The organism is Arcobacter sp. YIC-80, assembly GCF_044841725.1.
Taxonomy (GTDB): Bacteria; Campylobacterota; Campylobacteria; order Campylobacterales; family Arcobacteraceae; genus Arcobacter_B.
Map to the genome: position 1 here is coordinate 1 of NZ_JBJBSI010000010.1, position 24,119 is coordinate 24,119.

Annotated in this window: 22 protein-coding genes; 6 read left to right on the top strand and 16 right to left on the bottom strand. The window is 26.4% G+C overall.

What is annotated here, in order from left to right:
- A partial coding sequence (locus tag ACH5BK_RS12100) for a T6SS phospholipase effector Tle1-like catalytic domain-containing protein (RefSeq protein ID WP_404307758.1) occupies positions 1–1,678 on the top strand: 1,678 nt, incomplete at its 5' end.
- 69 nt (positions 1,679–1,747) lie between these two features.
- Here the strand turns inward: ACH5BK_RS12100 and ribA are convergent.
- From ribA to ACH5BK_RS12130, 6 genes are all read right to left on the bottom strand, one after another.
- Entirely contained in the window at positions 1,748–2,323 is a 576-nt protein-coding gene (ribA, locus tag ACH5BK_RS12105; RefSeq protein ID WP_404307760.1) for a GTP cyclohydrolase II, read from the bottom strand.
- A gap of 120 nt (positions 2,324–2,443) precedes the next feature.
- Positions 2,444–2,725 carry a peptidylprolyl isomerase gene (locus ACH5BK_RS12110; protein WP_404307762.1) on the bottom strand — a complete coding sequence of 94 codons (282 nt, stop codon included), beginning with the start codon at positions 2,723–2,725 and terminating at the stop codon, positions 2,444–2,446.
- Between the two features lie 42 nt (positions 2,726–2,767).
- Positions 2,768–5,209 (bottom strand): diguanylate cyclase domain-containing protein, encoded by a 2,442-nt coding sequence (locus ACH5BK_RS12115; RefSeq protein WP_404307764.1) that lies wholly within the window; start codon positions 5,207–5,209, stop codon positions 2,768–2,770.
- A 106-nt stretch (positions 5,210–5,315) separates the two neighbouring features.
- Positions 5,316–6,698, bottom strand: coding sequence for an ATP-dependent RNA helicase DbpA (gene dbpA, locus ACH5BK_RS12120; RefSeq protein ID WP_404307920.1), 1,383 nt, complete (start codon positions 6,696–6,698; stop codon positions 5,316–5,318).
- Positions 6,695–7,225: a DedA family protein gene (locus ACH5BK_RS12125; RefSeq protein ID WP_404307766.1), complete on the bottom strand. Its 531-nt coding sequence runs from the start codon at positions 7,223–7,225 to the stop codon at positions 6,695–6,697. The genes dbpA and ACH5BK_RS12125 overlap by 4 nt, the downstream gene beginning before the upstream one ends.
- A gap of 1 nt (position 7,226) precedes the next feature.
- Complete coding sequence (locus tag ACH5BK_RS12130) at positions 7,227–7,850, bottom strand: hypothetical protein (protein ID WP_404307768.1); 624 nt, start codon at positions 7,848–7,850, stop codon at positions 7,227–7,229.
- 175 nt (positions 7,851–8,025) lie between these two features.
- Here ACH5BK_RS12130 and ACH5BK_RS12135 point away from each other — a divergent pair, with 175 nt between their 5' ends.
- Positions 8,026–9,249 carry an EAL domain-containing protein gene (locus ACH5BK_RS12135; protein ID WP_404307770.1) on the top strand — a complete coding sequence of 408 codons (1,224 nt, stop codon included), beginning with the start codon at positions 8,026–8,028 and terminating at the stop codon, positions 9,247–9,249.
- Complete coding sequence (locus tag ACH5BK_RS12140) at positions 9,246–10,028, top strand: diguanylate cyclase domain-containing protein (RefSeq protein WP_404307772.1); 783 nt, start codon at positions 9,246–9,248, stop codon at positions 10,026–10,028. Before ACH5BK_RS12135 ends, ACH5BK_RS12140 begins: the two co-directional genes overlap by 4 nt.
- Here the strand turns inward: ACH5BK_RS12140 and ACH5BK_RS12145 are convergent.
- The 10 genes from ACH5BK_RS12145 to ACH5BK_RS12190 all read right to left on the bottom strand — a co-directional run bounded on the left by ACH5BK_RS12145 (position 10,023) and on the right by ACH5BK_RS12190 (position 18,814).
- Positions 10,023–10,934 carry a biotin-dependent carboxyltransferase family protein gene (locus ACH5BK_RS12145; protein WP_404307774.1) on the bottom strand — a complete coding sequence of 304 codons (912 nt, stop codon included), beginning with the start codon at positions 10,932–10,934 and terminating at the stop codon, positions 10,023–10,025. The two genes, ACH5BK_RS12140 and ACH5BK_RS12145, sit on opposite strands and share 6 nt — an antisense overlap.
- A complete protein-coding gene (gene pxpB / locus ACH5BK_RS12150) occupies positions 10,931–11,605 on the bottom strand; it encodes a 5-oxoprolinase subunit PxpB (protein WP_404307776.1) in 675 nt (224 codons plus the stop codon). Before pxpB ends, ACH5BK_RS12145 begins: the two co-directional genes overlap by 4 nt.
- Positions 11,605–12,342, bottom strand: a complete 738-nt coding sequence (locus ACH5BK_RS12155; RefSeq protein WP_404307922.1) for a 5-oxoprolinase subunit PxpA — start codon at positions 12,340–12,342, stop codon at positions 11,605–11,607. Before ACH5BK_RS12155 ends, pxpB begins: the two co-directional genes overlap by 1 nt.
- A 55-nt stretch (positions 12,343–12,397) precedes the next feature.
- Positions 12,398–12,598 (bottom strand): hypothetical protein, encoded by a 201-nt coding sequence (locus ACH5BK_RS12160; RefSeq protein WP_404307778.1) that lies wholly within the window; start codon positions 12,596–12,598, stop codon positions 12,398–12,400.
- A 104-nt stretch (positions 12,599–12,702) separates the two neighbouring features.
- The gene (locus tag ACH5BK_RS12165) at positions 12,703–14,037 is read right to left on the bottom strand and encodes a TRAP transporter large permease (RefSeq protein ID WP_404307780.1); all 1,335 of its coding nucleotides are present in this window, start codon (positions 14,035–14,037) and stop codon (positions 12,703–12,705) included.
- On the bottom strand, positions 14,027–14,512 hold the full coding sequence (locus tag ACH5BK_RS12170) for a TRAP transporter small permease subunit (protein WP_404307782.1): 486 nt from the start codon (positions 14,510–14,512) through the stop codon (positions 14,027–14,029). Before ACH5BK_RS12170 ends, ACH5BK_RS12165 begins: the two co-directional genes overlap by 11 nt.
- Positions 14,513–14,518: 6 nt before the next feature.
- Positions 14,519–15,475, bottom strand: coding sequence for a TRAP transporter substrate-binding protein (locus ACH5BK_RS12175; RefSeq protein ID WP_404307784.1), 957 nt, complete (start codon positions 15,473–15,475; stop codon positions 14,519–14,521).
- A 66-nt stretch (positions 15,476–15,541) separates the two neighbouring features.
- Entirely contained in the window at positions 15,542–16,219 is a 678-nt protein-coding gene (locus ACH5BK_RS12180; protein WP_404307786.1) for a response regulator transcription factor, read from the bottom strand.
- A 41-nt stretch (positions 16,220–16,260) separates the two neighbouring features.
- The gene (locus ACH5BK_RS12185; protein ID WP_404307788.1) at positions 16,261–17,214 is read right to left on the bottom strand and encodes an HD-GYP domain-containing protein; all 954 of its coding nucleotides are present in this window, start codon (positions 17,212–17,214) and stop codon (positions 16,261–16,263) included.
- A gap of 79 nt (positions 17,215–17,293) precedes the next feature.
- Positions 17,294–18,814, bottom strand: a complete 1,521-nt coding sequence (locus ACH5BK_RS12190) for a cache domain-containing protein (protein ID WP_404307790.1) — start codon at positions 18,812–18,814, stop codon at positions 17,294–17,296.
- Positions 18,815–18,933: 119 nt separating this feature from the next.
- On the opposite strand from ACH5BK_RS12190, the gene ACH5BK_RS12195 reads away from it, so the two are divergent.
- The 3 genes from ACH5BK_RS12195 to ACH5BK_RS12205 all read left to right on the top strand — a co-directional run bounded on the left by ACH5BK_RS12195 (position 18,934) and on the right by ACH5BK_RS12205 (position 24,105).
- Complete coding sequence (locus ACH5BK_RS12195; RefSeq protein ID WP_404307792.1) at positions 18,934–19,575, top strand: TIGR00730 family Rossman fold protein; 642 nt, start codon at positions 18,934–18,936, stop codon at positions 19,573–19,575.
- 94 nt (positions 19,576–19,669) lie between these two features.
- Positions 19,670–22,816 (top strand): DUF4765 family protein, encoded by a 3,147-nt coding sequence (locus ACH5BK_RS12200; protein WP_404307794.1) that lies wholly within the window; start codon positions 19,670–19,672, stop codon positions 22,814–22,816.
- Between the two features lie 395 nt (positions 22,817–23,211).
- Complete coding sequence (locus ACH5BK_RS12205) at positions 23,212–24,105, top strand: DUF2860 family protein (protein WP_404307796.1); 894 nt, start codon at positions 23,212–23,214, stop codon at positions 24,103–24,105.
- Positions 24,106–24,119 lie beyond the last annotated feature (14 nt).

Below are 24,119 nucleotides of genomic sequence, written 5' to 3' on the forward strand. Positions count from 1 at the left end.
AAATAATACAAAAAAAGAAATAATATATTTTGATAAAGAATCTAATCTAAGCTTAGAAGAGAAAGAAATCCTAGATAGTTCTAAAGCTAAGCATTCTTCAAAAGTATTTGAGTATCTTCTTGATGTTAAAAATGGCAAAAAAAATATAAAAAAAGAAGATAGAGAAGAGTTTGTAAGAGAAGAAATCTTAGTAGATAAAGATGAAGATAGCAGTTACACAAATGGTGAAACAAATATAAGTAGGTTATATAATATTTACAATGGCAATGATATAAAAAGAAATAAAAAAGCTTTAGTTCCTACTAGATTTAAACTTTATGAAAGTGGAGCTGGAACAAGTAATCCTTTTATAAATGAAGATTATGGAAAAGATGGAATTTTTGGTTTAGGACTTGATTTTGGTTATACAGGTGTTAAAGCTCATATCATCTATAGTTGTTTAAAAATAGCAGAACAATTAAGAGCTTCTGATATAAATCATATTGATGAGTTAGTTTTAGATGTTTTTGGATTTAGTAGAGGTGCTTCTGCTGCTAGGCATTTTGTAAATAGTATATTAAAAGATTGTGAATTAGTAGAAAATGGAAATAAGAAATATAGTGTTAAAACAAAAAAAGATAAAAATATCTTTTCTTCTTTTTTCAAAGATGGTTATGTAATATATAATGGAAATAAAATATTTAATCCCTTTAATACTAAAAATAAAACTTATAACCAGGGAAGAGATATAATTGCTAATCCATACTATGGACAAAAAGAGATTAAAATAGACTCTTTATCTTTTAGGTTTATAGGTATCTATGATACTGTAACTCATCATGGTGTCATACAATCAAATGATTTTAAAGATTTAAATATTGATTTTTTTGAGAATAAAGAAAAAATAGGACAAGTAGTTCATCTTATGGCTGATGATGAGTATAGATATAACTTTGATACTTCTTCTATTTTTACAGATATAAATAAAGAGTTTTATAAAACTAAAGAAGAAAGCCCAAGTAAAGGAAAGAAGTTTGAAGAGTATTATATTCCTGGAGCTCATGCAGATGTTGGTGGTGGATATAATATAGAAGATGAATTAATTCTTTTAACACAAAGAAGAGTTAGTGGTTTTGATATTTCATTTATAAAAGCTAAACTTGAGGCTTGGAATAGAAAATATAATTGGTTAGAGAAAACAACTATTAATCAAGTAAATTCAAAAAAAGATATTTTAAATAATGAAGATGGATTTTATTATTATATAAAACAAGAATATAGAACAAACTATAGTGTTAATACTTTATTTGTTTATATGTATAAGAAACAAGTTTCAAATAAATATGAACACATAGCTTTAAGACTTATGCATGATAGAGCTTTATATAAAGATATTTCTAGATCATTAGACAATGAGAATTTAAAAGATGATTTTGAAAGGGTTCCTTTAGGAAGATTAGATAATTATTGTTTTTATAGGGATGATACATTAGATAAGGTTTATGATATTTTAAAAGAAAGAAAAGAGTTAAGAACTGAAAACCAAGATTTATATAGAAAGTTAAAACATACTTATCTACATCATTCCTCTAAATTAAGTTTTGTAAATAAGCCTTCTTATGAAGATAAGGAAACTAATGATTTTTATGGGAAAAGGGTTATTTATTCTGCTAGTGGTGTTAAGTTTACTAGGGGTTGAGTTTTATAGGCTCTAGCAATCTCCTAGTTTGATATTTAATCAAAGGGAGATTGACAATAAATATAAAAACTACAATAGATGTTTGAAATGCTGTTTTTTAGTATTTAAGTAGTTTTCATTATACTTATTTACTTTTGTTATAGCAGGTATTCTTTGTACTATTTCTACGCCTATTGAGTTTATATAATCAATTTTTTTAGGATTATTTGTTATGAGTTTAATACTCTCTACACCTAAATCTTCAAAAATATATTTTACTACACTATAATCTCTTTCATCCTCAGCAAAACCCAATTCAAGATTTGCTTCAACTGTATTTCTACCCATGTCTTGTAAAGCATACGCATTTATTTTATTTAACAGACCTATATTACGACCTTCTTGCCTATGGTAAATTACCAAACCACCCTCTTTTGAAATAAAATTTAATGCTAAATCTAATTGGTTTTGGCAATCACATTTTAAACTTCCAAGTGCATCCCCTGTTAAACATTCACTATGAACTCTAACATAAGGACTTTTAAGTTCAGTAAAATTCTCACTCATTATTGCTAAATGCTCTTGATTATCTTGTTTATATGCTTTAATTAAAAACTTACCATGTTTTGATGGAAGCTTTGCTATATTTGATTTTGTAATTTTCATAATTTATTCTTATTTTTAATATATGCAACTAAGTCGCAATAGCATTATAATAAAAAAATCTTAAATAGGAGTAAAAGAGTCTTATATATTAAAATAAAAGAGAGATGAACTCTCTTTTATTTAATCATTTCTTGAAGTTGTTTCTAATAAGTGATATCCAAATTGAGTTTTTACAGGTCCGTGAACTACATTAATTTCATCATTAAAAACTACTTTATCAAATTCTGGAACCATTTGTCCCTGGAAAAATGTACCTAAATCTCCACCTTTTGCACCTGATGGACAAGTTGAATACTCTTTTGCTATATCTTCAAACTTTTCACCATCAGCAATTCTTTGCTTTAATTCATTACATAATTCTTCTGATTCTACTAATAAGTGTCTTGCACTAGCTGATTTCATTTTAATTCCTTATATTTTTTAAAAGCAAAAGTTTAACATAAATCAATTAAAAAACTCTATTGAATTTTTTCCTTGTTTTTTAGCCACATACATAGCTGTATCAGCTTGCTTTATAATATCTTGTGCATTTACAGAAGAGTCTTTAAAAAGAGTAATTCCTATACTTGGAGTTGATATATTTTTATGTCCATCTATATGACTTATACTATTCAAAGAATCTTTAATTTTATTTGCTAAAGAACTTAAATTTTCTTTTGCTTCTTGCGTTCTTGAACCAATACAATCAACTAGAACTATAAACTCATCTCCACCAATTCTAGCAATTGTATCTTCTTGTCTAATACAAGCTTTTAATTTTTGAGCTACCATAATAAGAAGTTTATCTCCTATATCATGTCCTAAAGTATCATTTATTTGTTTAAAATTATCAAGGTCTATAAAAATTAAACCTCCAATTATTTGATGCCTGATTGTTTTAGTAATAGCATGTTCAATTCTGTCTAAAAGTAAAAGTCTATTAGGTAAACCTGTTAGATTATCATGTGTAGCTTGATATTCTAAAACTTTTTGTTTATCAATTTGCTCACTAATATCTATATATTGTCCTAAATAATGAGTAACGATTCCATTATCATCTTTTATTGCAGTAATAGTAGATCTTAAAGGAATTTTTTGTTTATCTTTTTTAGTATTATAAATCTCACCACTCCAAGAGCCTTCTTTATTTAATGTAAACCATAGTTTTGCATAAAACTCTTTATCTTGATGTTTTGATTTAAACATACTTGGACGTCTTCCTATTACATCTTTTTTACTATACCCCATAACCTTACAAAAAGCATTATTTGCATTAATAATAAAAGAATCTTTATCTGTAATAATCATAGGTTCATTTGATTCAAAAGCATAAGATGCAAGTCTTAATTCATCTTCTTGAAGTTTTCTTGTTTTTTCATAAGCTATTTTTTCCAAAGCATGACTCATATCATTTATCATTTTCCCAAATAATATTTCAATATCTTCATCAAAAAAATATTTTTCATTTGAATATAAAACCAAAACAGAATCAATATTACCAAATTTTTTAATAGGAAAAGAAGCAGCTGATTTTATATTGTAAGTAAAAGCAACATCATTAAGTAAGGATATATTTTCTTCTTCATAATTATGAATAATAATATTTGTATCTAATTTTAAAACTTTAGATACTAAGTTATCTTTATTAGTTTCTTTTCTAAATTTTTTATTTAAAATATACTTCAATTCATCATCTTGAGAAATTATCTTAAAGTCATTTTCTAAAACTTTATATATAAACGCAAATGACATATTTTTATTGTCATATATCAATTTACATATTTGAGAAAACAACTCTTTTTCATTATCAATTTTTATAAGAAATTTATTTGTTGTATTCAAAAGTTTATAAACTTCTTGTTGTTTTTTAATTTTATTAAAACTCAACTGTTCACTTGAAACGATATTTCTTAAGACAAAAAATAGACTAATTAAAGTTAAAAAGGATACAAACAAAAAAGTTAAACTAAGTATTTGTGATAAATATGCTTCTTTTTGCAGTTCTTTTGAGTACTTTAAAGTTTGTGATATAACATATTTATATACTTTATTTAAATCTTCATTCTTATGATTAGATATTTCCCACCAAGTCTGCAAACTTATATTTTGGGGTATTATACCTTTTACTAATTGACTACTAATTTCTGTTATTCTTCTAACATCTTCATTATTAAAGGCTTCTTTAAATTTTTCTTTTTCATTAGTTTGTGCCTTAGATAAAAACTGTTTTTTATTCTCTTTTTCTAATACTATATTTTTTTGAAGTTCATTTAAAGTTTTTTGATCAATTAAGTTATTTGACAAACTCATTGATATTATACCTCTTTGAATTGACATATTTTCTTTTAACCTAAGCAAGTTAACTAAATATGAAAATCTATTATTAAAAGCTGTTGCTGATTCAACTGGTTTGATTAGATTTAGGCTGTTTACTAAACTATTTATTATAGATGTATACTCATTAAAAACTATTGGTATGTCTTTTTTATTAGAAATAAGTGCTTTTTCTCGTAAAGCTTCTAACTTATAAAATTCTAACTTAATTAAATTAGTACTTTCTATAAGTTTTTCATCTAATTTTAGTGTTAAAAGTTTATTTAAATATTTTTCATAGTTTGATGTAGTAGTTATCTTTTGTTTAATGAATTTTTCTTTATACTCTTTTGAATTCATATAAATAGAACTTACGCTTCTTTCAAGTTGTAAAGAGTGAATTAGTTTTTGAGTCACAACAGTATATTCAATATTTTTTTGTACATTTTTTACTTCATTTAATGTTTTAATTTTATCATAAACTAAAACTGAACTAAAATATAGCATACCAAGTGCAGGAAGAGTAAATACTAAAATAATTTTTAAAAACAATGAATTTTTAAGTAAAAAATAGTTTAAAATCTTATTTATCATATTTATCCATTTTGTGTATTAAATTATTATATTTAAAAAAATCTAAAAGAGAAGAGTTAAATAATATATAATTCTTCTTAAAAAAACTTAGTTACTTTTTGAAATATTATTTTTCAAAAACTCTAAAATATTTACCTTTAATTCTTTTATTACTTAATCCATCATGGGCTTTTTTTATATCTTCTTTTTTAACAGCCACGTAAGAACAAAAATCATAAGAAGTGATTTTACCTACACTTGCTTTATCTAAACCTATTCCAGCCGTTAAAGCCCCTAATATATCCCCTGCTCTTAGTTTTTGTTTTTTCCCACCATTAATAAATAATGTTCTATAATCACTATCAATTTTAAAAGAAGGATTATCTTTAATATTACTTACTGAATCAAAAGTAATATCAGAAAAAAACTCTTTTATATCCTCAATTTTTTCTAATTCATCTTCATTATATAAAGAAACTGCAATACCACCTTTACCAGCTCTTGCTGTTCTACCAATTCTATGAGTATGAACTTTTTCATCTCTTGCTAAGTCATAATTTATAACTAAATCAATATCATCAATATGTAGGCCTCTTGAAGCAACATCAGTGGCAATTAATACAGGATAAGACTTATTTGAAAATAATGTAATAACTTCATCTCTTTGCTTTTGTTCTAAATCTGAATGAAGAGTTAAAACATCTAATCCAAGTTCATACAAGTCATCTGCTAACTCTTCACACTTAATTTTCATATTACAAAATATAAGCACTGATTTTGCTTCATAAAAACTAATCAAAGAAGGGATTAAAGAAGTTTTTGAAGCTTCATTTGCTTCATAAAAATATTGCTTAATATTTGCTTTTTCTTCATTTTCAACTTCTACATTTATTGGATTTTGAAGAACAAAAGAAGCAAGACTCTCTATATTTTCTTCATAAGTTGCGGAGAAAAGCATTGATTGTTTTTCTTTTGGTAACTCATCAATAATAAGCTTAATATCATCAAAAAATCCCATATCAAGCATTTTATCTGCTTCATCTAAAACAAAAGTATTTAATGCTTCAAAATTAATATTATCTTCTTTTATATGTTGTAAAACTCTTCCTGGTGTTCCAACTATTATATGTGCACCATGAAAAAGAGAAGAAACCTGAGGCTTAAAAGGAACTCCACCTGTTAGAGTTAAAACCTTTACATTATGAATATGTCTTGAAAGTTTTCTTACTTCTTGTGCTATTTGATTAGCTAGTTCTCTAGTTGGAGCTAAAACTAAAGCTTGTATTCTAAACTTTTTAACATCTAACTTATTTACAATTGGTATACCAAAAGAAACAGTTTTTCCAGAACCTGTCTTTGCCTTTGCAATAATATCTTTATTGTCTAAAGTATGAGGTAAAGATAATTCTTGTATCTTTGTCATTTTTTTATACTCTAATGAGTCTAAGTTTTGTACAAACTCTTCTTTTAAATTTAATTTATCAAATGTAGAAATTTTATAGCCTTTTATATTTTTCTAAAATAGTAAGAAACTGTAAGAAGTATTACTGCTACAATTCCTAAACCAACATACTTAAATTCATCTGCTGAACTTAAAATAACTTCTCCTGCTGTATAAGAAGCATATCCAACAACAATTGCCCAAAGTGCTGTAGCAAAAATATTCAGTATTGAAAATTTAACTCCTGAATATTTTGTAAGTCCCATAGCAAGAGGAATTAATGTTTTTATACCATATACATATTTTTGGAAAAAAACTACAAAAGAGCCATATTTTCTCATAAGTAAATGAGCCATTGCTATTTTTCTTCCATATTTTTTCATCATATCTTTTGCATAAGATTTATTCTTTCTAGCTAAAAAGAAAAGAAACTGATCTCCCAAAAAGTTAGAAACTCCTGCTACTAAAATACAAATATAAAGGTTTAAATCCCCTGCATAAGATAAAATCCCTGCAAACACTAAACCAACAAAACCCCCACCAAAAGAGTAAGCAAAAAGGGCTATATATCCCCAATCTCTAATCAAATCTTCCATATTATTCCTCTATGCCAAAAAACTCACAAGCTTCTTGAGCATCTTCATCATCTAAATCAACAACATTTGTTTCTATATTATATTTTGCTGTTTTTATTATAAATTGTTTAACTTCTTCTCTAACATTAGAAATATCAGACACAATAGCAAAACCACTAAATTGAATTTCATTATCATAGCATAATAAAATACCATCACAGTTTTCTTCTATAAAATCACTTATTTGTCTATAATTAATCTCTAAAGCACTTGCATGCCATCCATAATCTTCAAGTATAGAGTCTTCAAATATTTCTACACCATCACTTTGGTGATCAAAATAAAGCATAAATTCTCTATTAAAATCTATAATTTCTTGCCAGTTATTTAAAGGTTTAATTCTACAAGTTGTACCTGTAATTATAGGTTTATATTTTTCAAATAAAGTTGTAGCTAATTGTTTTAAATCTTTTAATTGTTTAAACTTACTTAAATCAGATATTTTTAATACAATTGGATTGTTATTACTTTGAGTTAATAACTCTCCTTTATAATCTATCATTAATATATTATTTACATTTATAAATTCACTAAGTTGTATTAAATCTATATCTATATATAAATCTTTTATATTTATTTTTTTCATTTTTATATCCTAGATAATATAGTTGATGGATTCTATCAAAAATAGGATTAAACAAAAGTTTTTACAAGGTTTCTAAATGAAAGCTGTAAAATTTATAATTTTTTAAGACTTTTTTTACAATTCTTAAAGCTAAATTATATATAATGATTAGGATTTCTTTAAAATAAGGCAAATTTTGTTTTTAAATGGTTATATATACAAACATCTTCATAGAAAAGATGTAAAAACTCAATTTTTAATTGATATTCTTTATATGAAAGATATTAATGCAATTTATGGTTTTCGAAATGGTGATTATATTATAAGCCAATTAAAAATATTACTAAAAAGAAAAATAACTAAATTAATTAGAAAAACACTAAAAAGAAATATATATATTTATCTTACAAATCTTCATGCAGATGTATTTTCCATAACATTATATGACAATTTAAACCAAGAAGAAATCTCAATTATTAGAAAACTTATATTTAAAAAAGTAATAAATCATAATTTCTTGTTAAAAAATAATACTACAGCCATTAACATAGATATTACAATTGGTTGTTCAAAATCAAATGATGCTTACCTAAGAGTCTATACGGAAAAAGCACTATATAATGCAAAAATAAATAATATACATTTTACTTATTACGATGCTAAACTATATGAAAGTGAATATAAGACTGAAAATATTATTGAACTTTTAACTTATAATATTGAAAATAAATTAGTAGAACCATATTTACAAGCAATTGTAGATTCAGATACAGAAGAAGTTATAAAATATGAAGCTCTTATGAGAATTTTTGATAAAGAAGGAAATATTTTATCTCCATTTGTATTTATTCAAAAAGCGAAAAAAGCAAGACTTTATCATAAACTTATGGAGCTACTTATAGATAAGGTAATAAACTATATAACAAAGTATAAAATACATATTAGTGTAAACCTTGATTATACTGATATTTTAAATCCTTACGTTCAAAAAGCTCTTGTTGGAAAAATAAATAAAAATCATATTGGAGAATATCTTACCATTGAAATATTAGAGAGTGAAAAAATTTCAAACTATAATATAGTAAATGAATTCATCTCAAAAGTTAAAAAATATGGTGTTAAAATAGCAATTGATGACTTTGGTACAGGCTTTTCTAATTATGAATATATTTTAAATCTAAATATTGACTATATTAAAATTGATGGCTCACTAATAAAAAAAATAAATGAAGATATTTATTTGAATCTGATCAAAAGTATTGTTCATTTTTGTAAACAACAAAATATAAAAATTGTAGCTGAATTTGTAAGTGATTTAAAAATATTAAGATACGTCAATGCTGTTGGTATTGACTATTCACAAGGTTATTATATAAGTAAACCTAAATCTATTGAAGAAATAATTGGAGAAAAACAATGAAAAAAGAGCTTAGAAAGATAACAAATCTTACTTTAAATGAGCTACTAAATAATGAAATTATAATGCCATCAGTTTATTTCGAAAAGTTTAATAAAAATGCAAAAACTTTAGAAATAGATGTTGAAGAGGAAAAATTCAATAAAGAAATAAACAAATTAATTCTTGAAGATTTTAATACTATTGAAAACTATATGGGAATAGTCGCTTCAAATGCATCAAGTTTAAAAAAAGTAGCAAAAGATACGAAAAAGGCCATTGAAGATAAAGATACAGATGCTTTAAGTGAAATCTATAAACAAATGAATGAATTAGAAAAAGAAATAGAAAAACTTAATAAAAAAATGTTTCTCGATGATTTAACTTCTGCATACAATAGAAAATGGTTATACAATCAATTTTTAGATAAAAATGCTTATTTTAAAGAAGATGGAATTATATCTTTTATTGATTTAGTTGATTATGAATATATTCAAAAAGAGTATGGAGATATACTATCTAATAACCTACTTATATTTATATGTAATTTTGTAAAAAAGCATCTTGAAGATGATAAATGTAACTTCAAAATTGTAAGATTTTTAAATAACAAATTTATTATAATATTTAAAGATAAAAAAGATAAAGATGTTAGAAGTTTAATAAATAATATAAAAAGACTTTTAGAAAACAGTACTTTAAAAAGTAAATCTGGTATTGTATTAAAAGCAAATTTTGATTATAAAATCAGTGCTTATAAAAAAGGCACTGATTCCAAAGAGCTTATTGAAACTCTTTTATAGTAAAGAACTATAAAACTTTCTTACTAATTCTTGAGCTTCATTTAAGCTAATACTCCTAAATTTTATTTTAGTTTTCGGCTTAGCTTGAGCTAATTTAAAACAATCAATACTTAAAACTGAACCGATTTTAGGATAACCACCAATTGTTTGCCTATCTTTAAGTAAAACAATTGGCTGTCCATCACTTGGAATTTGAATAGAACCAAAACCTATTCCTTCTGAGATAATACCATCAATATTACAAGAAATAGCATCTCCTTGAAGTTTACAGCCCATTCTATTAAACTCATTTGATACAGTATAAATTGAAGAAAAAAACTTATCTATTTCCTCTTTTGGGAAAAATTCATCTTGGTAGGATAAAATCACTCTTAATTCTAAAGTATCTTCATATTTTGGAATAAACTTCTCTTTTAATCTTATATTGTAAAAATCATCGTTTGATTTACATTTTAAGATTTGACCTTTTTGTAATCTATCTGCATTTATTCCACCAAGTTTTTCTTTTAGTGTTGTAGAATTACTTCCAAACTCTTTAGGAATATCAAAGCCACCTTTTACTCCAAGGTAAACTCTAGCACCCTCTTGTATTTTTCCAACTTTTATAATATCACCTACTTTAATATTATATGTTTGCCAAGTTGTATAAAGAGTGTTATTGATAAAAAACTCACATTTTGCACCAGTGATAGCTATTTTTAAATTGCTTAAAGCTTTAAACTCTACATTTGAAAAAGCTATTTCTATTATATTTTCATCTTCACTATTTTGTAAAAGTTTATTAGCTACTAAATAAGCATACTCATCCATAACTCCTGAGTTTGTAACACCAATAGAGTTAAAACCAAATCTTCCTTTATCTTGAATAGTGGCAAAAATAGGAGAATTTATAATCTCTAAACTCATAAAATTCCTCCTTGTGCTAAAAACTCTTTTTTAGTAATAGGATTAAACTTTACCTTATCTCCAACACTTAAAGGAGATAAAGTATCTAAACTTCTATCAAACAGTTCCAATGCGGTTCTACCAAGTATATTCCAACCCCCAGGACTAGCTTGAGGATAAACTGCTGTTTGAGTATCTGCAATAGAAACTGAACCTTTTGGAATTTGTTTTCTAGGACTGCTTAATCTAGGCATTGCTATAGCTTCATCAACACTCGCTAAATATGCAAAACCTGGTAAAAAACCAATTGCATATACATCATAAAGTTTATTTGAATGAATCCCTATAATATCATCGATACTAAGATTTGTTTTAAAAGCCATATCTTTTAAATCAAGCCCAACCTCAGGGTCATAATAAGTATCAATAGTTACAATTTTTTCTTCAAATTCTACTTTTGAATCAAGATTTATCTCTTGTTTTAAAAGTTCAACTAAACTCTCATAATCATATTTAAAAATATCGTAACTAATAAAGATTGAAGTATATGAAGGAATGATTTCTATTAACCCATCAAGATTTAAACCTTTTAAACCTTGATAAGCTTTTTTTACTTTTAGTGCTACATCTTGTGCTATTTCATCACCAAAATATATAATAAGTGAATCAACAGATGCTACTTTAAATTGCATTAGGTCATCGCCTTTTTAAGTAGCTTTATAAACTCTAAAGCTTTTTCATTATCACCATGAACGCAAATAGTATCAACAGCCATATACAATTTTTGTCCACTTACACTATGTAAATATCCATAATTCTTTAAAGTACCAATTCGCTCAGCCACATCTAACTCATCATGAATAACTGCATTTTCTCTTGCTCTTGAAACTAAACTTCCATCATCATTATAGTTTCTATCAGCAAATACCTCATAAATTACGTTTATTCCATATAAAAGTGCTGTATGTTTATAAGCCTCATTTTTTGGACCTGATAAAATCATAATTTTAATATTTTTATCAAAAGAAGCTATAGCACTTACAATTGCTTTATAAATATTTTCATCTCTCATCATATCATTATATAAAGCTCCATGAGGTTTTACATAAGATATTGCTGTTTTATGTGCTTTACAAAAAGCACTAAGTGCACCTAATTGATATAAAACTATTGACTTTATCTCTTCTAAAGAACACTGCATTGTTCTTCTTCCAAAACCTACTAAATCTTGATATGCTGGATGGGCTCCAATAGTCACATTGTTTTGCTTAGCAAGAGCTACTGATTTATTCATAGTTACAGCATCACTTGCATGGAATCCACAAGCTAGATTTGCCATATCTATATAAGGCATTACTTGCTCATCTAATCCCATTTTCCAAATACCAAAGCTCTCACCCATATCACAGTTTAATCTAATAGTTGCCATTTCATTACCTTGCATTGATATTCCTTATTCTACCATATATTAAACATATTATTTTTTAAATTTCCTCTCTTACTCCTTCTTTTCTTAGTCTTGTTATTGTTAATACAAGTAAAACTATTAGAGCAAAAGGTAAATTAACCTCTAAAATATAAGCCACATATAAAATCACTAAACTTGATAATATTGATATTCTTCTATAAATAAAAGAAATTAAATATATCATTACACAAATAAATACATATAGTAATTCAAGCATTTTTCCCTACCTAAAATTTTTAAAAATATTAACAATTGAAAGTAGGAAAAAAGTGAGTTTTATATAAATAAAAAAAGAAGTAGCAAAACTACTTCTTTTTGTTACTATTTAATCATTTGATTTGGTAAATAAAATACTATTTCAGGGAAAAGAGTAATTATTATAACCGTTACAATCATCAGAATAAAAAATGGGAATGTAGCTTTTAAAATTGTCTGTATTTTTTCATTACTTATACTTTGTATTACAAATAATGAGAATCCAACAGGTGGTGTAATTTGAGCCATTTCAACCATAAACACTAAAAATACACCAAACCATAGAGGATCAAATCCAGCTAATACAACAATTGGTAAAACAATTGGTAAAGTCATTACAACAATTGATATAGCTTCTAAAATCATTCCTAAAATTACGTACATAATACCAATAAGCAAGATTAACATCATTGGAGATAATCCAAGTCCTGTAATAAACTCACTCATAGCTCTAGCTATTCCTAAAAATCCAATAACTTGAGATAAGAAAACTGCTCCTGCAATAATAAAACCTATCATAACAGATGTTTTTACAGTATTTAAAATTGCATTTTTTAGAATATCTATTGAAATAGCTTTAAAATACGTAGCTAAAATAAGACTACCTAAAACTCCAAGAGCAGCAGCTTCTGTAGGTGTTGCGTAGCCTCCATAAATAGACCCTAATACTAAAACAATTAGAGAAAAAATTGGTGCTAAATCTTTTAATGAATTAAACTTATCAGACCAAGTGAATTTTTCTTCACTTTGAGGTAAAACACTTGGATCAACTTTTGCTTTATACATAATGTAAAATGAGTATAAAGAAGCCATTAAAAGACCAGGAAGTAATCCTGCTAAAAATAGTTTACCAATTGATACATCAGACATTACACCATAAATAATCATAATTAAAGATGGTGGAATTAAAAAACCTAAAGTACCAGAACCAGCAAGTGATCCCATAGCTAACTCTTTAGAATATCCTCTTTTTTTAAGTTCATCTAATGTAATTTTTCCAACAGTTGCCGTTGTAGCAGCACTAGAACCAGATACAGCTGCAAAAAGTGAACAAGCAGCAACATTTACATGTAAAAGTCCTCCTGGAATATATGAAAGCCAAGGCTTTAAACCATTTAACAATCTTGTAGAAATAGAAGATTTATATAAAATCTCTCCCATTAAAATAAACATTGGTAAAGCAGCTAGTGACCAAGAGTTCATTGCATCATATAAAGATGAAGCAAGTAAGTCTCCCACTTTGTCATAAATACTAATTACAGGTGGTAAATTATGTTCATAAATAAGCATTCCTATAATACCTGTTAGTATTAAAGATACACCAATCCATAAAGATGATAATAAAAATATAAACATTACAGCAATTAAAATTATTGCTAAAATTAGTGGATCAGCTATCATTTGAGAATCCTTTAAAAATAAATACAACAACTGCTAACATAAAAATAGTAATTCCTATTGGCATTGCTAACTGTGTTAAATAAAGTGGTGTTTCAGATACATTTTCTGATAACATTTCAAGTTCATAAGAATCATAAGTAAAAAGAATTGTTCTATATAAAGAAAAAGCTAAAACACCCAAAGTAATAATTGCTGCAACAATATCAATCTTTTTATTTACTTTTTTTGATAATCTTGAAGTAATTATGTTAATTCTAATATGTGCATCTTTTGAAAATGCATATCCTAAACTTAAAAAGATTGAAGCTAAGTATAAATATCCACTATACTCATCAGCTATCATTGTTGAAATATCAAAAAAAGATCTTAAAAAAATCTCTGTTAATATTAATAAAACCAAAGAAACTAAAATAAATCCCGCAAGATAAGCCCCAAGTTTGGTAAGCTTATCTATAAAGTTAGTAATTAAGTTCATAACTTATTACTTTCTATATTCTTTGAATATTTTTTTGATATCTGAATTGGCATCAGCTAAATACTCTTCTAATAATTTTGAAGCTATTTTGTCTAATTCTTTTTTTAATTCAGGACTTGCTTCAACAATTTTCATTCCATTTTTTTCTAAAGTCTCTAAAGCATCTTTTTCTTCAAGTTTTACAGCTTCCCACTGTGATTTTTCAATTTGTTTTGCAGCTTTTAAAACAGCATCTTTTTGAGTTTTATTTAAAGAGTTCCAATAATCTAAGTTAATTGTTACTGCTTGAAGAGGATACGCATAATTGATTTTTGTATAGTTATTTAAAACTTCCCAAAATTTACCATCTTTTCCTGACGAAGATGAAGTTACAACTGAATCAACCATACCTGTTCTAAGAGAAGAATATACCTCTCCCCAAGGTAGAGCAACAGCATTTCCACCTACTTGATTAATAAATGAAGCTGAGTTTTTATCATAAGTTCTTGTTTTTACACCTTTAAAATCTTTAACTGAAGAAACAGCCTCTTTTGAATAAAAACCAGATGCTGGCCATGTTACAGAATAAAGTAGTTTTTGATTCCATTTTTTAGCAGTCTTTTCATAAGCAGGTTTTGAAAGTTGATATAATTTATAAGCATCTTCATAAGAGTTAGCAATAAAAGGTAAGGCTGAAACTCCAAATACTTTTCCTCCACCTGATGTAAAAGGAATAAACATATCAGTCATAGCAACTGTAGCGTCTTTTACAGCTTTTAATGGATTACCTTTAATTAAAGCACTTCCTGGATGAACTGTAATATTTACACTTCCTTTTGAATAATCTTTTACAAGATTAGCAAACTTTACAGCACCTTTTGTATGAAAATTATTTGCACCGTATTTTGCATTTAAATCCATTTTAACATTTCCAGCTAAAGCTAAAGATGCTAATGAAACTATTAATAAACTTTTTTTGATCATTTTTTCTCTCCTTATTTTTATAAGGAAATCATAAAACAATCAAGTGAGTTTATAGTGAGTTTTTTATTAATTTACTAATTTGTAACCAATTTGTGGCACATTTGTGATAATATCAAGTGGTATTCTTTGACGGAATTCTTTGATAAAAGTTTTTAGTGCAGAAATACTCATTGATTTATCTCTCCAAAGATATTCTTCAATTAAGTCATAAGTAAGCACACCGTTCCTATTTTTGTGTAAAAGCAATAAAAACTCTTTATCTCTTTTCCTCAAAGATACAAGTTCATTTTTATAAAACAATTCCATCTGAGTCACATCAAAATATAAATCTTGTGAAAATTCAATCATTTCATTTAATCTATTACCAAAAGCTTTTGTAATTCCATTAAGTAAAGAATCTGAATTAACAGGTTTTAAAATATATTGATTTATATTTAGGTTTATAAGTTCTAAAAGATATTCTTCATTTGAATATGCAGTTATCATAATCACCAAAGTATCAAAATCTTTTTTTCTTATTTGTTCAATCATAGAAATACCATTTTGATTTGGCATTTCAATATCACTTATAATTAATGAGGGTTTATACTCTTGATACATATAAAAACCATCTTCACCATTATTAGCCTCATAAACTTCTTTGAAATAGTATTTTAAGGTATTGACCATTCTTTTTCTAATACCATCTTCATCTTCTACACATAAAACAGTATAATTTTGAAGTTGCTTGATTAACTCTTCCATTTAAAACCTTATTTAAAATATTTTATAAACAAGGCTAATCTTTAATATGTTACTTTTAAAAACTGTAAAAACTGTCTTAAATAATTTTGACAAATTTCGCCATTCATTTTTTCATACATAATCATAATAGCTTCATATTTATCAAACTTATCTTTGTAACTTCGCCTTGTTGTTAATGCGTCAAAAATATCACAAATTGCTATAATTTTAGCAAAATCATCAATTTCATCACTTTTTAATGCCTTTGGGTATCCTGAACCATCACATTTTTCATGATGTTGTTCAACGATATTTAATAACCTTTGATTTGTCTCTCCAAACTCTTTTAGTATTTCTACAGAAAAAGCAGGATGAGCTTTAACCATTTCAAACTCTTCTTTTGTGAGCTTTCCTTTTTTACATATTATATTCTTATCAATTTTCTTTTTCCCTAAATCATGTAATAATGCTGCCTTTCCTAAAAGTTTTAATTCATCTTTACTTAGCTTTAAATAAACACCAAAAGCTAATGCATAAGTTGAAACATCAATGCAATGTGTCGAGGTATAATAATCATACGACATTACATTTAACATAGATTTCATTGCTAACTCATCACTTAAAATAAAATCTATATTACAACTTAAAAAAGTATCTACATCTTGTAAAGACTCTATTGATAAATCTCCTTGAAAAAGATTTTCCATAGTATCTTTTGCTATATCATTGATTAAAGAAGCTTTTACATCTAATGAAATTTCTTCATTTTGAACAATACTAGAAATATATTTTTGAATATCAGATTGATATTTTATTTTATCTTTCACATTTATAAAGACTTTTTTCATTTCATTTTTTTTATAAAAAGAACAGTCTTGTTTATTATAATATGTGTTTTTATCAACTAAAAGTTTGAATCCTTTATTTTCAATTTTCGTATAAATAGGATAATCAAAACTTTCTTTCATATCTAAAATTTCTTTAGGTGCTGAAAATACAAACTCTTTTTGACTCATAAAATAATACCTCTTTATAAATTTAAATTATTGTAATATACAAAAAAATAGTATTAATTTAGTATCATTTTAAATTTTTTTAAAGTGGTAAAATAATAAAAAAACAAGCTCCTGCTTTTTTATTTTCAACTATTAATTCTCCTTGCATATTTTTTTCAACAATCATTTTTGCCATATAAAGACCTAAGCCAGTACCCTTTGAACTACTTTTAGTAGTAAAATATGGTTCAAAAATTAAATCTAAATATTCATTTTCAACTCCACCTGCATTGTCTTGCACTTTTATTATTGCATTATTAAACTTTTTATCCAAAGTGATATCTATTTTTGGATTTTGAATATTTCTTTGAATTAATATATCTTTTGCATTTGAAATAAGATTTAACATAACTTGTGCAAATTCCCTTTCATAACCATGAATTAAACAATTATGTTTTACATTTTTATTTAATTTAATATTGAAATTTTTCAAAGAAGCATAAACTAAGGTAATTGCTTCATCACAAGCATCTTCTATATGAAAGTCTACTTTTTTCTTATCTGGCTTAAAGAAGTTTCTAAAATCTTCAATTGTATTTGACATAAATTGTATTTGTTTATTTGACTCATCAATACTCTCTTTTATCATATTTGAATCAGCTTTATTAAATTTATTTGCTGTTTCAAGCTCCATTAAAATACCTGATACTTCACTTAGAGGTTGTCTCCATTGATGAGCTATCATACTAAGCATAGTTCCCATTCTTGCTAACCTTGATTGATGAAGCATAGCTCTATCTTTTTTCTTTACTTCTGTAATTGCTTTTTGAACTTTCAGTTCTAAATTTCTATTTAAGTCTTCCAATAAAAGCTCTTTTTTCTTCACACTATCTTGATAAGCTTTAAAAACCTGCGTAATTTTTTTTGACATTATAAAAGAGAGCATACCAATTACTAAAATAACTAAAAAAGAAATAGTCACAACCAATCTAATATGCTTGTTGATTTTTTGTTCTAATATTTTCTTATTTTCATAAATTGAGTTTTGAATATCATCGATATAAAGCCCTGCTCCAATTACCCAATTATATTTTTCATAAAGTCTAAAAAAACCAAGTTTCTTTGAGAAATGAACATTTTTTGGTTTTTGCCAATAATACTCTATAAAAATCCCTTTTGGGTTTTTAACTGTTTTATCTATAAACTCTTTTGTGATATAAGTTCCCATAGCATCTTTTAACTCAATATCGAAAGTATCAATACTCTTTTGCCTAAAAGGATGAGCTCTTAGATAATAGTCTGTATCATGAACCCAAATATATCCATGTTTTTCATATCTTATAGTCTCTATATATTTTAAAAGTTCTTTTTTTAATTGTTTTTGACTTAATTTAGTATTTCTTTTTACATGATGTTCAATGTAATTTATTACATAATCAACTTCTTTTTTTAGAATATTTCTTTGTTTATTGATATAAGCTTCTTCAACTTCTATACTTTGAGCTTCAAAATAATTATTTTGATTTTCTATAAAGAAATAAATAGTAAAAAAAGCAATTAAAATAACAGTAAAAATGGGTGTAAATATTATAAGTTTGGGTATATTCTTTTCACTAAACAATAAAAATCTCCTAATTTAAAATAAAAGTGTATCAAATTCTAGTGAGATAATAGTGAGTTTTTTAATATAAATTGGCATATAATTTATATAAATAATATTTTTTTTATAAGGAGGATGAGATGTTAAGTCCTGATACAGTATACAAAAAAAAGATAAATGACGATTTTACAAATGGAAAAGAAATTTTTAAAGGTTTAAAAAATAATGTAACAATCTTTGGTAGTGCAAGAACTCAAAGTGAAGATAAATATGCAAAACTTGCTGAAAAATTAGCTTATAATTTAAGTAAAAATGGTATAAATGTAGTAACAGGTGGTGGCGCTGGAATAATGCAAGCAGCAAATAAAGGTGCTTATGAAGCTAATAAAGCTCACTCTATTGGACTTAGTATATATTTACCTTTTGAAAAATCAAAAAATGATTATACTACTAAAAATATGACTTTCAACTATTTTTTCTCAAGAAAATATATGTTAGTTAAATACTCAAAAGCTTGTGTGGTTTTCCCTGGTGGCTTTGGTACTTTAGATGAAATGTTTGAAGTATTAACACTTACTCAAACAAAAAAAATGCCAAAAGGCTTTAAAATATACTTAGTTGGTTATGAGTATTGGGAATACTTATTAAAGTTTATTGAAAAATCACTTTATGCAAATAATATGATTAGTAAAGAAGATATTCAAATAATCAAAGCAACTGATGATATAGATTTAATAGAAAAGGAAATTAAAGAAATTATAAAAACTGATGAAAGATTATAATATTTTTATCAAGTACACCATTTCCACACTATTTTTACATTTTTTTTACATTTTGTTGAGATATATTTATTTTTTATAAAATAAAAGGAATAAAATGAAAAAAATTTTATTATCAGTACTTTTAGCAAGTAGTGTTTTTGCTACTTCGCAAGATGTCAGAAAACATGATTCACTTGGTGCAATAATACAATCTAATAGTATAGATACAAAATATTATTTATGTCAGGTTGATGACCCTTCTCGTGGAGATAATACTTCGATTGGTTTCATTAAATATGATAGCAGTTTAAAAAATAAGAGATGTTATACCAAAGATAAAGTTTTAGGTGGGCACTCTGATGGTGCCTTACATTATAAAGAGTTATTTTTTCCACCTGAAAAGGATATAAAGAGAATTCAAATACGAAATGATTCTGATCTGATTAGAGTAACTCTTGACTCAAAAATAAATTCTTACAATTTACCAATATCAACAAGTCGTCCTTTTCAATATATTGGTATTAACGCAAGTAGTGAAACAAAAAATAGTCGTAATGCAGGTTTGTTATGTATAGCTAATAATCAAGAGAAAAGATTAGGTTACTTAGATATTGATGATTATAATAAATATTATTGTGCCACTACAGACTATATAAGTGCAGATACACACTTTGAAGAAAAAAATTTTGATGTATTACTTTTTAATAAGCAAAATATGCCTTCCACTAAAAATTTTAGTAGAAGCAGTTCTTTAGGTAAAGAAGCATTTTTAAAAGTGATTACACATATTCAAAAAAACATATACTTAAATATGCCTGCCCAAAGTGTTGTTGCATCTTTAAATACAATTCCTTCAACATCTGGTTTATCATACAAAATTGTAGATGTGATTCATGAACATAATGAACGTTCGTCTTATAAATTTAACAAGTTCAATAGTTTAACTCCTATACAAAGCTATAATCCACTTTTATATCTTACATATGATAAGTTCGATAGTGCATTTTCTATACAAAATAATGGTGATATTACTTTAATTGATAATAGTATTATATCTGGTAATGATATCGTTAACTTAACTATTAAAGTAGAGGTTCAGTATTTAGGTAAGACATATCACCATAATGTTCATTTAAGCTTTGGTAAGGCTGCAAAAAATACTCCTCAAGGTCCTGTTCCAACACATAAAGAATTACATCTTACAAAACAATATTTTCAAAATCTTGTTGCACTTATGAATCTTCCTAACACAAATGCAAGAAATTATGGTTACAGTACCCCACCTGATAATATCATGCTTGGTCTTGCCCATACGGAAAGAAAAAGACTACATAGCTTAGGAAGATTGGCAGTAGTTAGTGGCTGGACTGATAAGGGTACTAATTTAAACTATTATCAAACAATAAATGTTGGTAAGTATGTATTAGCTAATCAGCTATTTGAGCCAGGTTTTGCTAAGGTTTTTGATTTAAATACAACACAAATAAATAATGCAAAAAATTATAAATTAGCTGAAGTTCCTGAATATATATTGACTAGTTTTTATCCATTCAATAGTCATTATCCTGTGAATGGTTCTATTCCAAATAATATTTATCAAGAATCTATTAATCGTATAAATACTGATGGTCCTATTCCTGGTCTACATGGAGATCCAATGGAAATGGAAGTTGCAATTGCCAGTGGTTTAGGAAGCTATGTTTACTATGCACTTACCCACTTCATTAGTGAATATGATGATGGCTTTAGTAGATCCGCAAAATTAGGACGTGTAATAGCTTGGGATCATTGGCCACATAAGTTTCTTACTAGTCCTAATGGAACAATTAGTGACGATCAGGCAAGAAAAGTATTCTTTTATGCAATAAAAAATGGTTTTATTCATCCATATACTTATTTACCAGTTGATAATAGTTCTCTTTCAAAATCAGATGAGACATGGAATAATATTATGCAATTTCAAATTCCAACTCTTAAAAAAAGGGTTAAACATCCTGCCTCAGATCCTACTAAAGTTTCATTATTCCAAATAATTGGTTCATTTGTACTTGGAGCAGCATTAAATGGTGCAGGGGAAACACCTGCTTTTGATGAAAGTATTTCTGCTGCTGAAATATATTCAGGTGAGGAAGAAGGTATTGGTGGAGTAGAAAAAAATAAACCCATAGTGAAAGGAAGTGATAACAAATACTATAAACTCTCTACTTACAAAGGAGGCACTGTTTTTAAAGGAAGAAATGTTTCTGTTTCAGAGGATGGTTATTCTGTTAATGCTGATAATAAATTTATCAATATAGATATAGACTTTTCTGATATACCTAAAAATAACATAAAGAAATTTAGAACACTTAAAAATTTAGATAATCCTAGTATTCCACTTACTGATAATGTTGATTCTATACGTCGATATGAGATAAATGACGTAGCTGATTCAAGTATAAGAACTAATCATACTTACTCAATTAAAAATATAGATGCAATAAAGGTTAATGATAAATACTATCGTGTTAAATGGGATTCGAATAATCAAACATATCGATTAAATGATGGAAATCCAACATCATATAAACCACCAGTTGCATTTGATGACAACGAAGGTTGGTCATTTCATAATAATGTAGGTCTCAAGGGTGGTGCTCCCATAAACTACCATGGTGTAGAGAATGGCTTGGGTAAAACATATAGTCAGCTTAACCCAGAAAATCCAAGCGATTTTCAAATACTCAACAAAGCTGGATTTATAGAAAATGGTGTAATAGATCAAGACTTCATGGAAGAAGAAGGTGGTGAGGGAATTGATATTGAAGAGTCAATACCACTAAAATTTAAACAAACTTCTGAGGATATTGTTTCTGAACTAGTTTCAAAAGCGAAAGCTGGTGATGTTGCTGCTGGAGAAAAAGAAGTTATAATTTGGAGAGGAACTACAGGCTTTAGTTCTGAATTAATTGCTAGAAATAAAACTGCTGGAGGGGGTAATTCTTTTCAAGGTGAAGTTGGTTCCCCAACAGAGAATGAAGCTAGATTACAAGTCGCGCTTGGAGGTAAACTTCCTGAATACTCAACAAACCCTTCTGTAACAGATCGATTTAGCAGGGGACACTTTGCTGTAGTTATTAAAATAAAAGCTCGTTATTTAACTAGAGGAAGTGTTAGTGAATCAGGATGGGTTGTTTATAAAAATGCTCCTGTATCAGTTGAGTATATTTTAGATAGAACATCTGGTATGCCAGAAACTATTTCTCATATTAATGGTTCTTAAATTATGACACGAAAATAATTCATATAGACTATTTTAATCTTTTGAGTTCTAATTTATGTCTATAGCTTTTTATTGGAGAGTTTCTGTTGCTAACTTAATATTGCTTCAGAATCTCTTCATTATAAAGATATTAAAACAAACCAAGACATAGTGCTAATATATATGCTCAATAACATTTTTAATGCTTTATTTCAACCAAGATTGGGATTATTTAACTATTAAATTAGCCTCACTCTTATCATATAGACAACATAAAGGATATTTCCAAAATAAAAATAAGGAAAATACCAAAAGTCTTTAAACTTTATTGAAAAATTTTAGTCTTTTTATCAAAGACACTATTTCCACACGAAATTAAAATATATTTCTTTTATATAAAAATAAAAGGAATAAAAATGAAAAAAGTTTTATTATCAACACTTTTCGCAAGCTCTATCTTTGCTAATGACAATTATATAGAGTTTGCAGGTGGATATATTGAAGAAAAAGATAATTTCTCTACAAATTCAGATGAAAAAATATCTTCACTTGGAAGTGCAAAAAGTGAAAAACGAGCCATACCACTTATTGATTTTTATTATGGCATTCATGCAAGTAATAATTTAAATATGTATATTTCAGCAAATTATGGAAATATAAACTTAGGAAGTATAATTGAGTTAGATAACTCAATTTTAGACATCGGATTAAAAGGTAACTTTATGCAAGAAGCTTGGAGAAACCCTTATCTTACTACAAGTAAAAGAAAAAAAACTGATGTCACTGAACTTGGTGCATATTTAAAATATACAATAAACTTGTCAGAAAATCTAAAAACAACTTTAATGTATGAGTATTTTCAAAAAGATTATGACAAAGAAGAATTAACAGGTGATTTAAAAAGAGATGCAAACAGTCATCTTTTATCTATAAACAACACTTTTTCTACAAATACAGCAAGCTATATGGTAAATCTTAATGTTCAAAACTATGATGCAAAAGGAGAAGCAAATACATTTAATGCCTATGGTTTAGAAACTGGTATTTCAACATTGATTGATGATTCCATTAGATTAACTCTTCTTGCTAATTTTGGTAATAAAGATTATGAAAAACATAATACAGCTGTAAATAAAAAAGTAAAAGTTAAACTTTATGGTACAAACGCAATTTTAAATTGGGATAAACCCCTAGGATATAAAGACTTTTATACCTTTGCAAAAATGGGTTATCAAAAAGAAGAAGCAAATGTAGACTTTTTTGATAAAGAAAATACATATACTTTAATAGGTCTTGGATATAAATTTTAAATAAAGTGAGAGAT

Bases quoted from the DNA above. Each gene is read 5' to 3' on its own strand.
- ribA (WP_404307760.1), bottom strand. From the start codon at position 2,323: ATGAAAATTACAAAATCAAATATAGCAAAGCTTCCATCAAAACATGGT.
- ACH5BK_RS12110 (WP_404307762.1), bottom strand. From the start codon at position 2,725: ATGAAATCAGCTAGTGCAAGACACTTATTAGTAGAATCAGAAGAATTA.
- ACH5BK_RS12115 (WP_404307764.1), bottom strand. From the start codon at position 5,209: ATGATAAATAAGATTTTAAACTATTTTTTACTTAAAAATTCATTGTTT.
- ACH5BK_RS12125 (WP_404307766.1), bottom strand. From the start codon at position 7,225: ATGGAAGATTTGATTAGAGATTGGGGATATATAGCCCTTTTTGCTTAC.
- ACH5BK_RS12130 (WP_404307768.1), bottom strand. From the start codon at position 7,850: ATGAAAAAAATAAATATAAAAGATTTATATATAGATATAGATTTAATA.
- ACH5BK_RS12140 (WP_404307772.1), top strand. From the start codon at position 9,246: ATGAAAAAAGAGCTTAGAAAGATAACAAATCTTACTTTAAATGAGCTA.
- ACH5BK_RS12145 (WP_404307774.1), bottom strand. From the start codon at position 10,934: ATGAGTTTAGAGATTATAAATTCTCCTATTTTTGCCACTATTCAAGAT.
- pxpB (WP_404307776.1), bottom strand. From the start codon at position 11,605: ATGCAATTTAAAGTAGCATCTGTTGATTCACTTATTATATATTTTGGT.
- ACH5BK_RS12155 (WP_404307922.1), bottom strand. From the start codon at position 12,342: ATGGCAACTATTAGATTAAACTGTGATATGGGTGAGAGCTTTGGTATT.
- ACH5BK_RS12160 (WP_404307778.1), bottom strand. From the start codon at position 12,598: ATGCTTGAATTACTATATGTATTTATTTGTGTAATGATATATTTAATT.
- ACH5BK_RS12165 (WP_404307780.1), bottom strand. From the start codon at position 14,037: ATGATAGCTGATCCACTAATTTTAGCAATAATTTTAATTGCTGTAATG.
- ACH5BK_RS12170 (WP_404307782.1), bottom strand. From the start codon at position 14,512: ATGAACTTAATTACTAACTTTATAGATAAGCTTACCAAACTTGGGGCT.
- ACH5BK_RS12175 (WP_404307784.1), bottom strand. From the start codon at position 15,475: ATGATCAAAAAAAGTTTATTAATAGTTTCATTAGCATCTTTAGCTTTA.
- ACH5BK_RS12180 (WP_404307786.1), bottom strand. From the start codon at position 16,219: ATGGAAGAGTTAATCAAGCAACTTCAAAATTATACTGTTTTATGTGTA.
- ACH5BK_RS12185 (WP_404307788.1), bottom strand. From the start codon at position 17,214: ATGAGTCAAAAAGAGTTTGTATTTTCAGCACCTAAAGAAATTTTAGAT.
- ACH5BK_RS12195 (WP_404307792.1), top strand. From the start codon at position 18,934: ATGTTAAGTCCTGATACAGTATACAAAAAAAAGATAAATGACGATTTT.
- ACH5BK_RS12200 (WP_404307794.1), top strand. From the start codon at position 19,670: ATGAAAAAAATTTTATTATCAGTACTTTTAGCAAGTAGTGTTTTTGCT.
- ACH5BK_RS12205 (WP_404307796.1), top strand. From the start codon at position 23,212: ATGAAAAAAGTTTTATTATCAACACTTTTCGCAAGCTCTATCTTTGCT.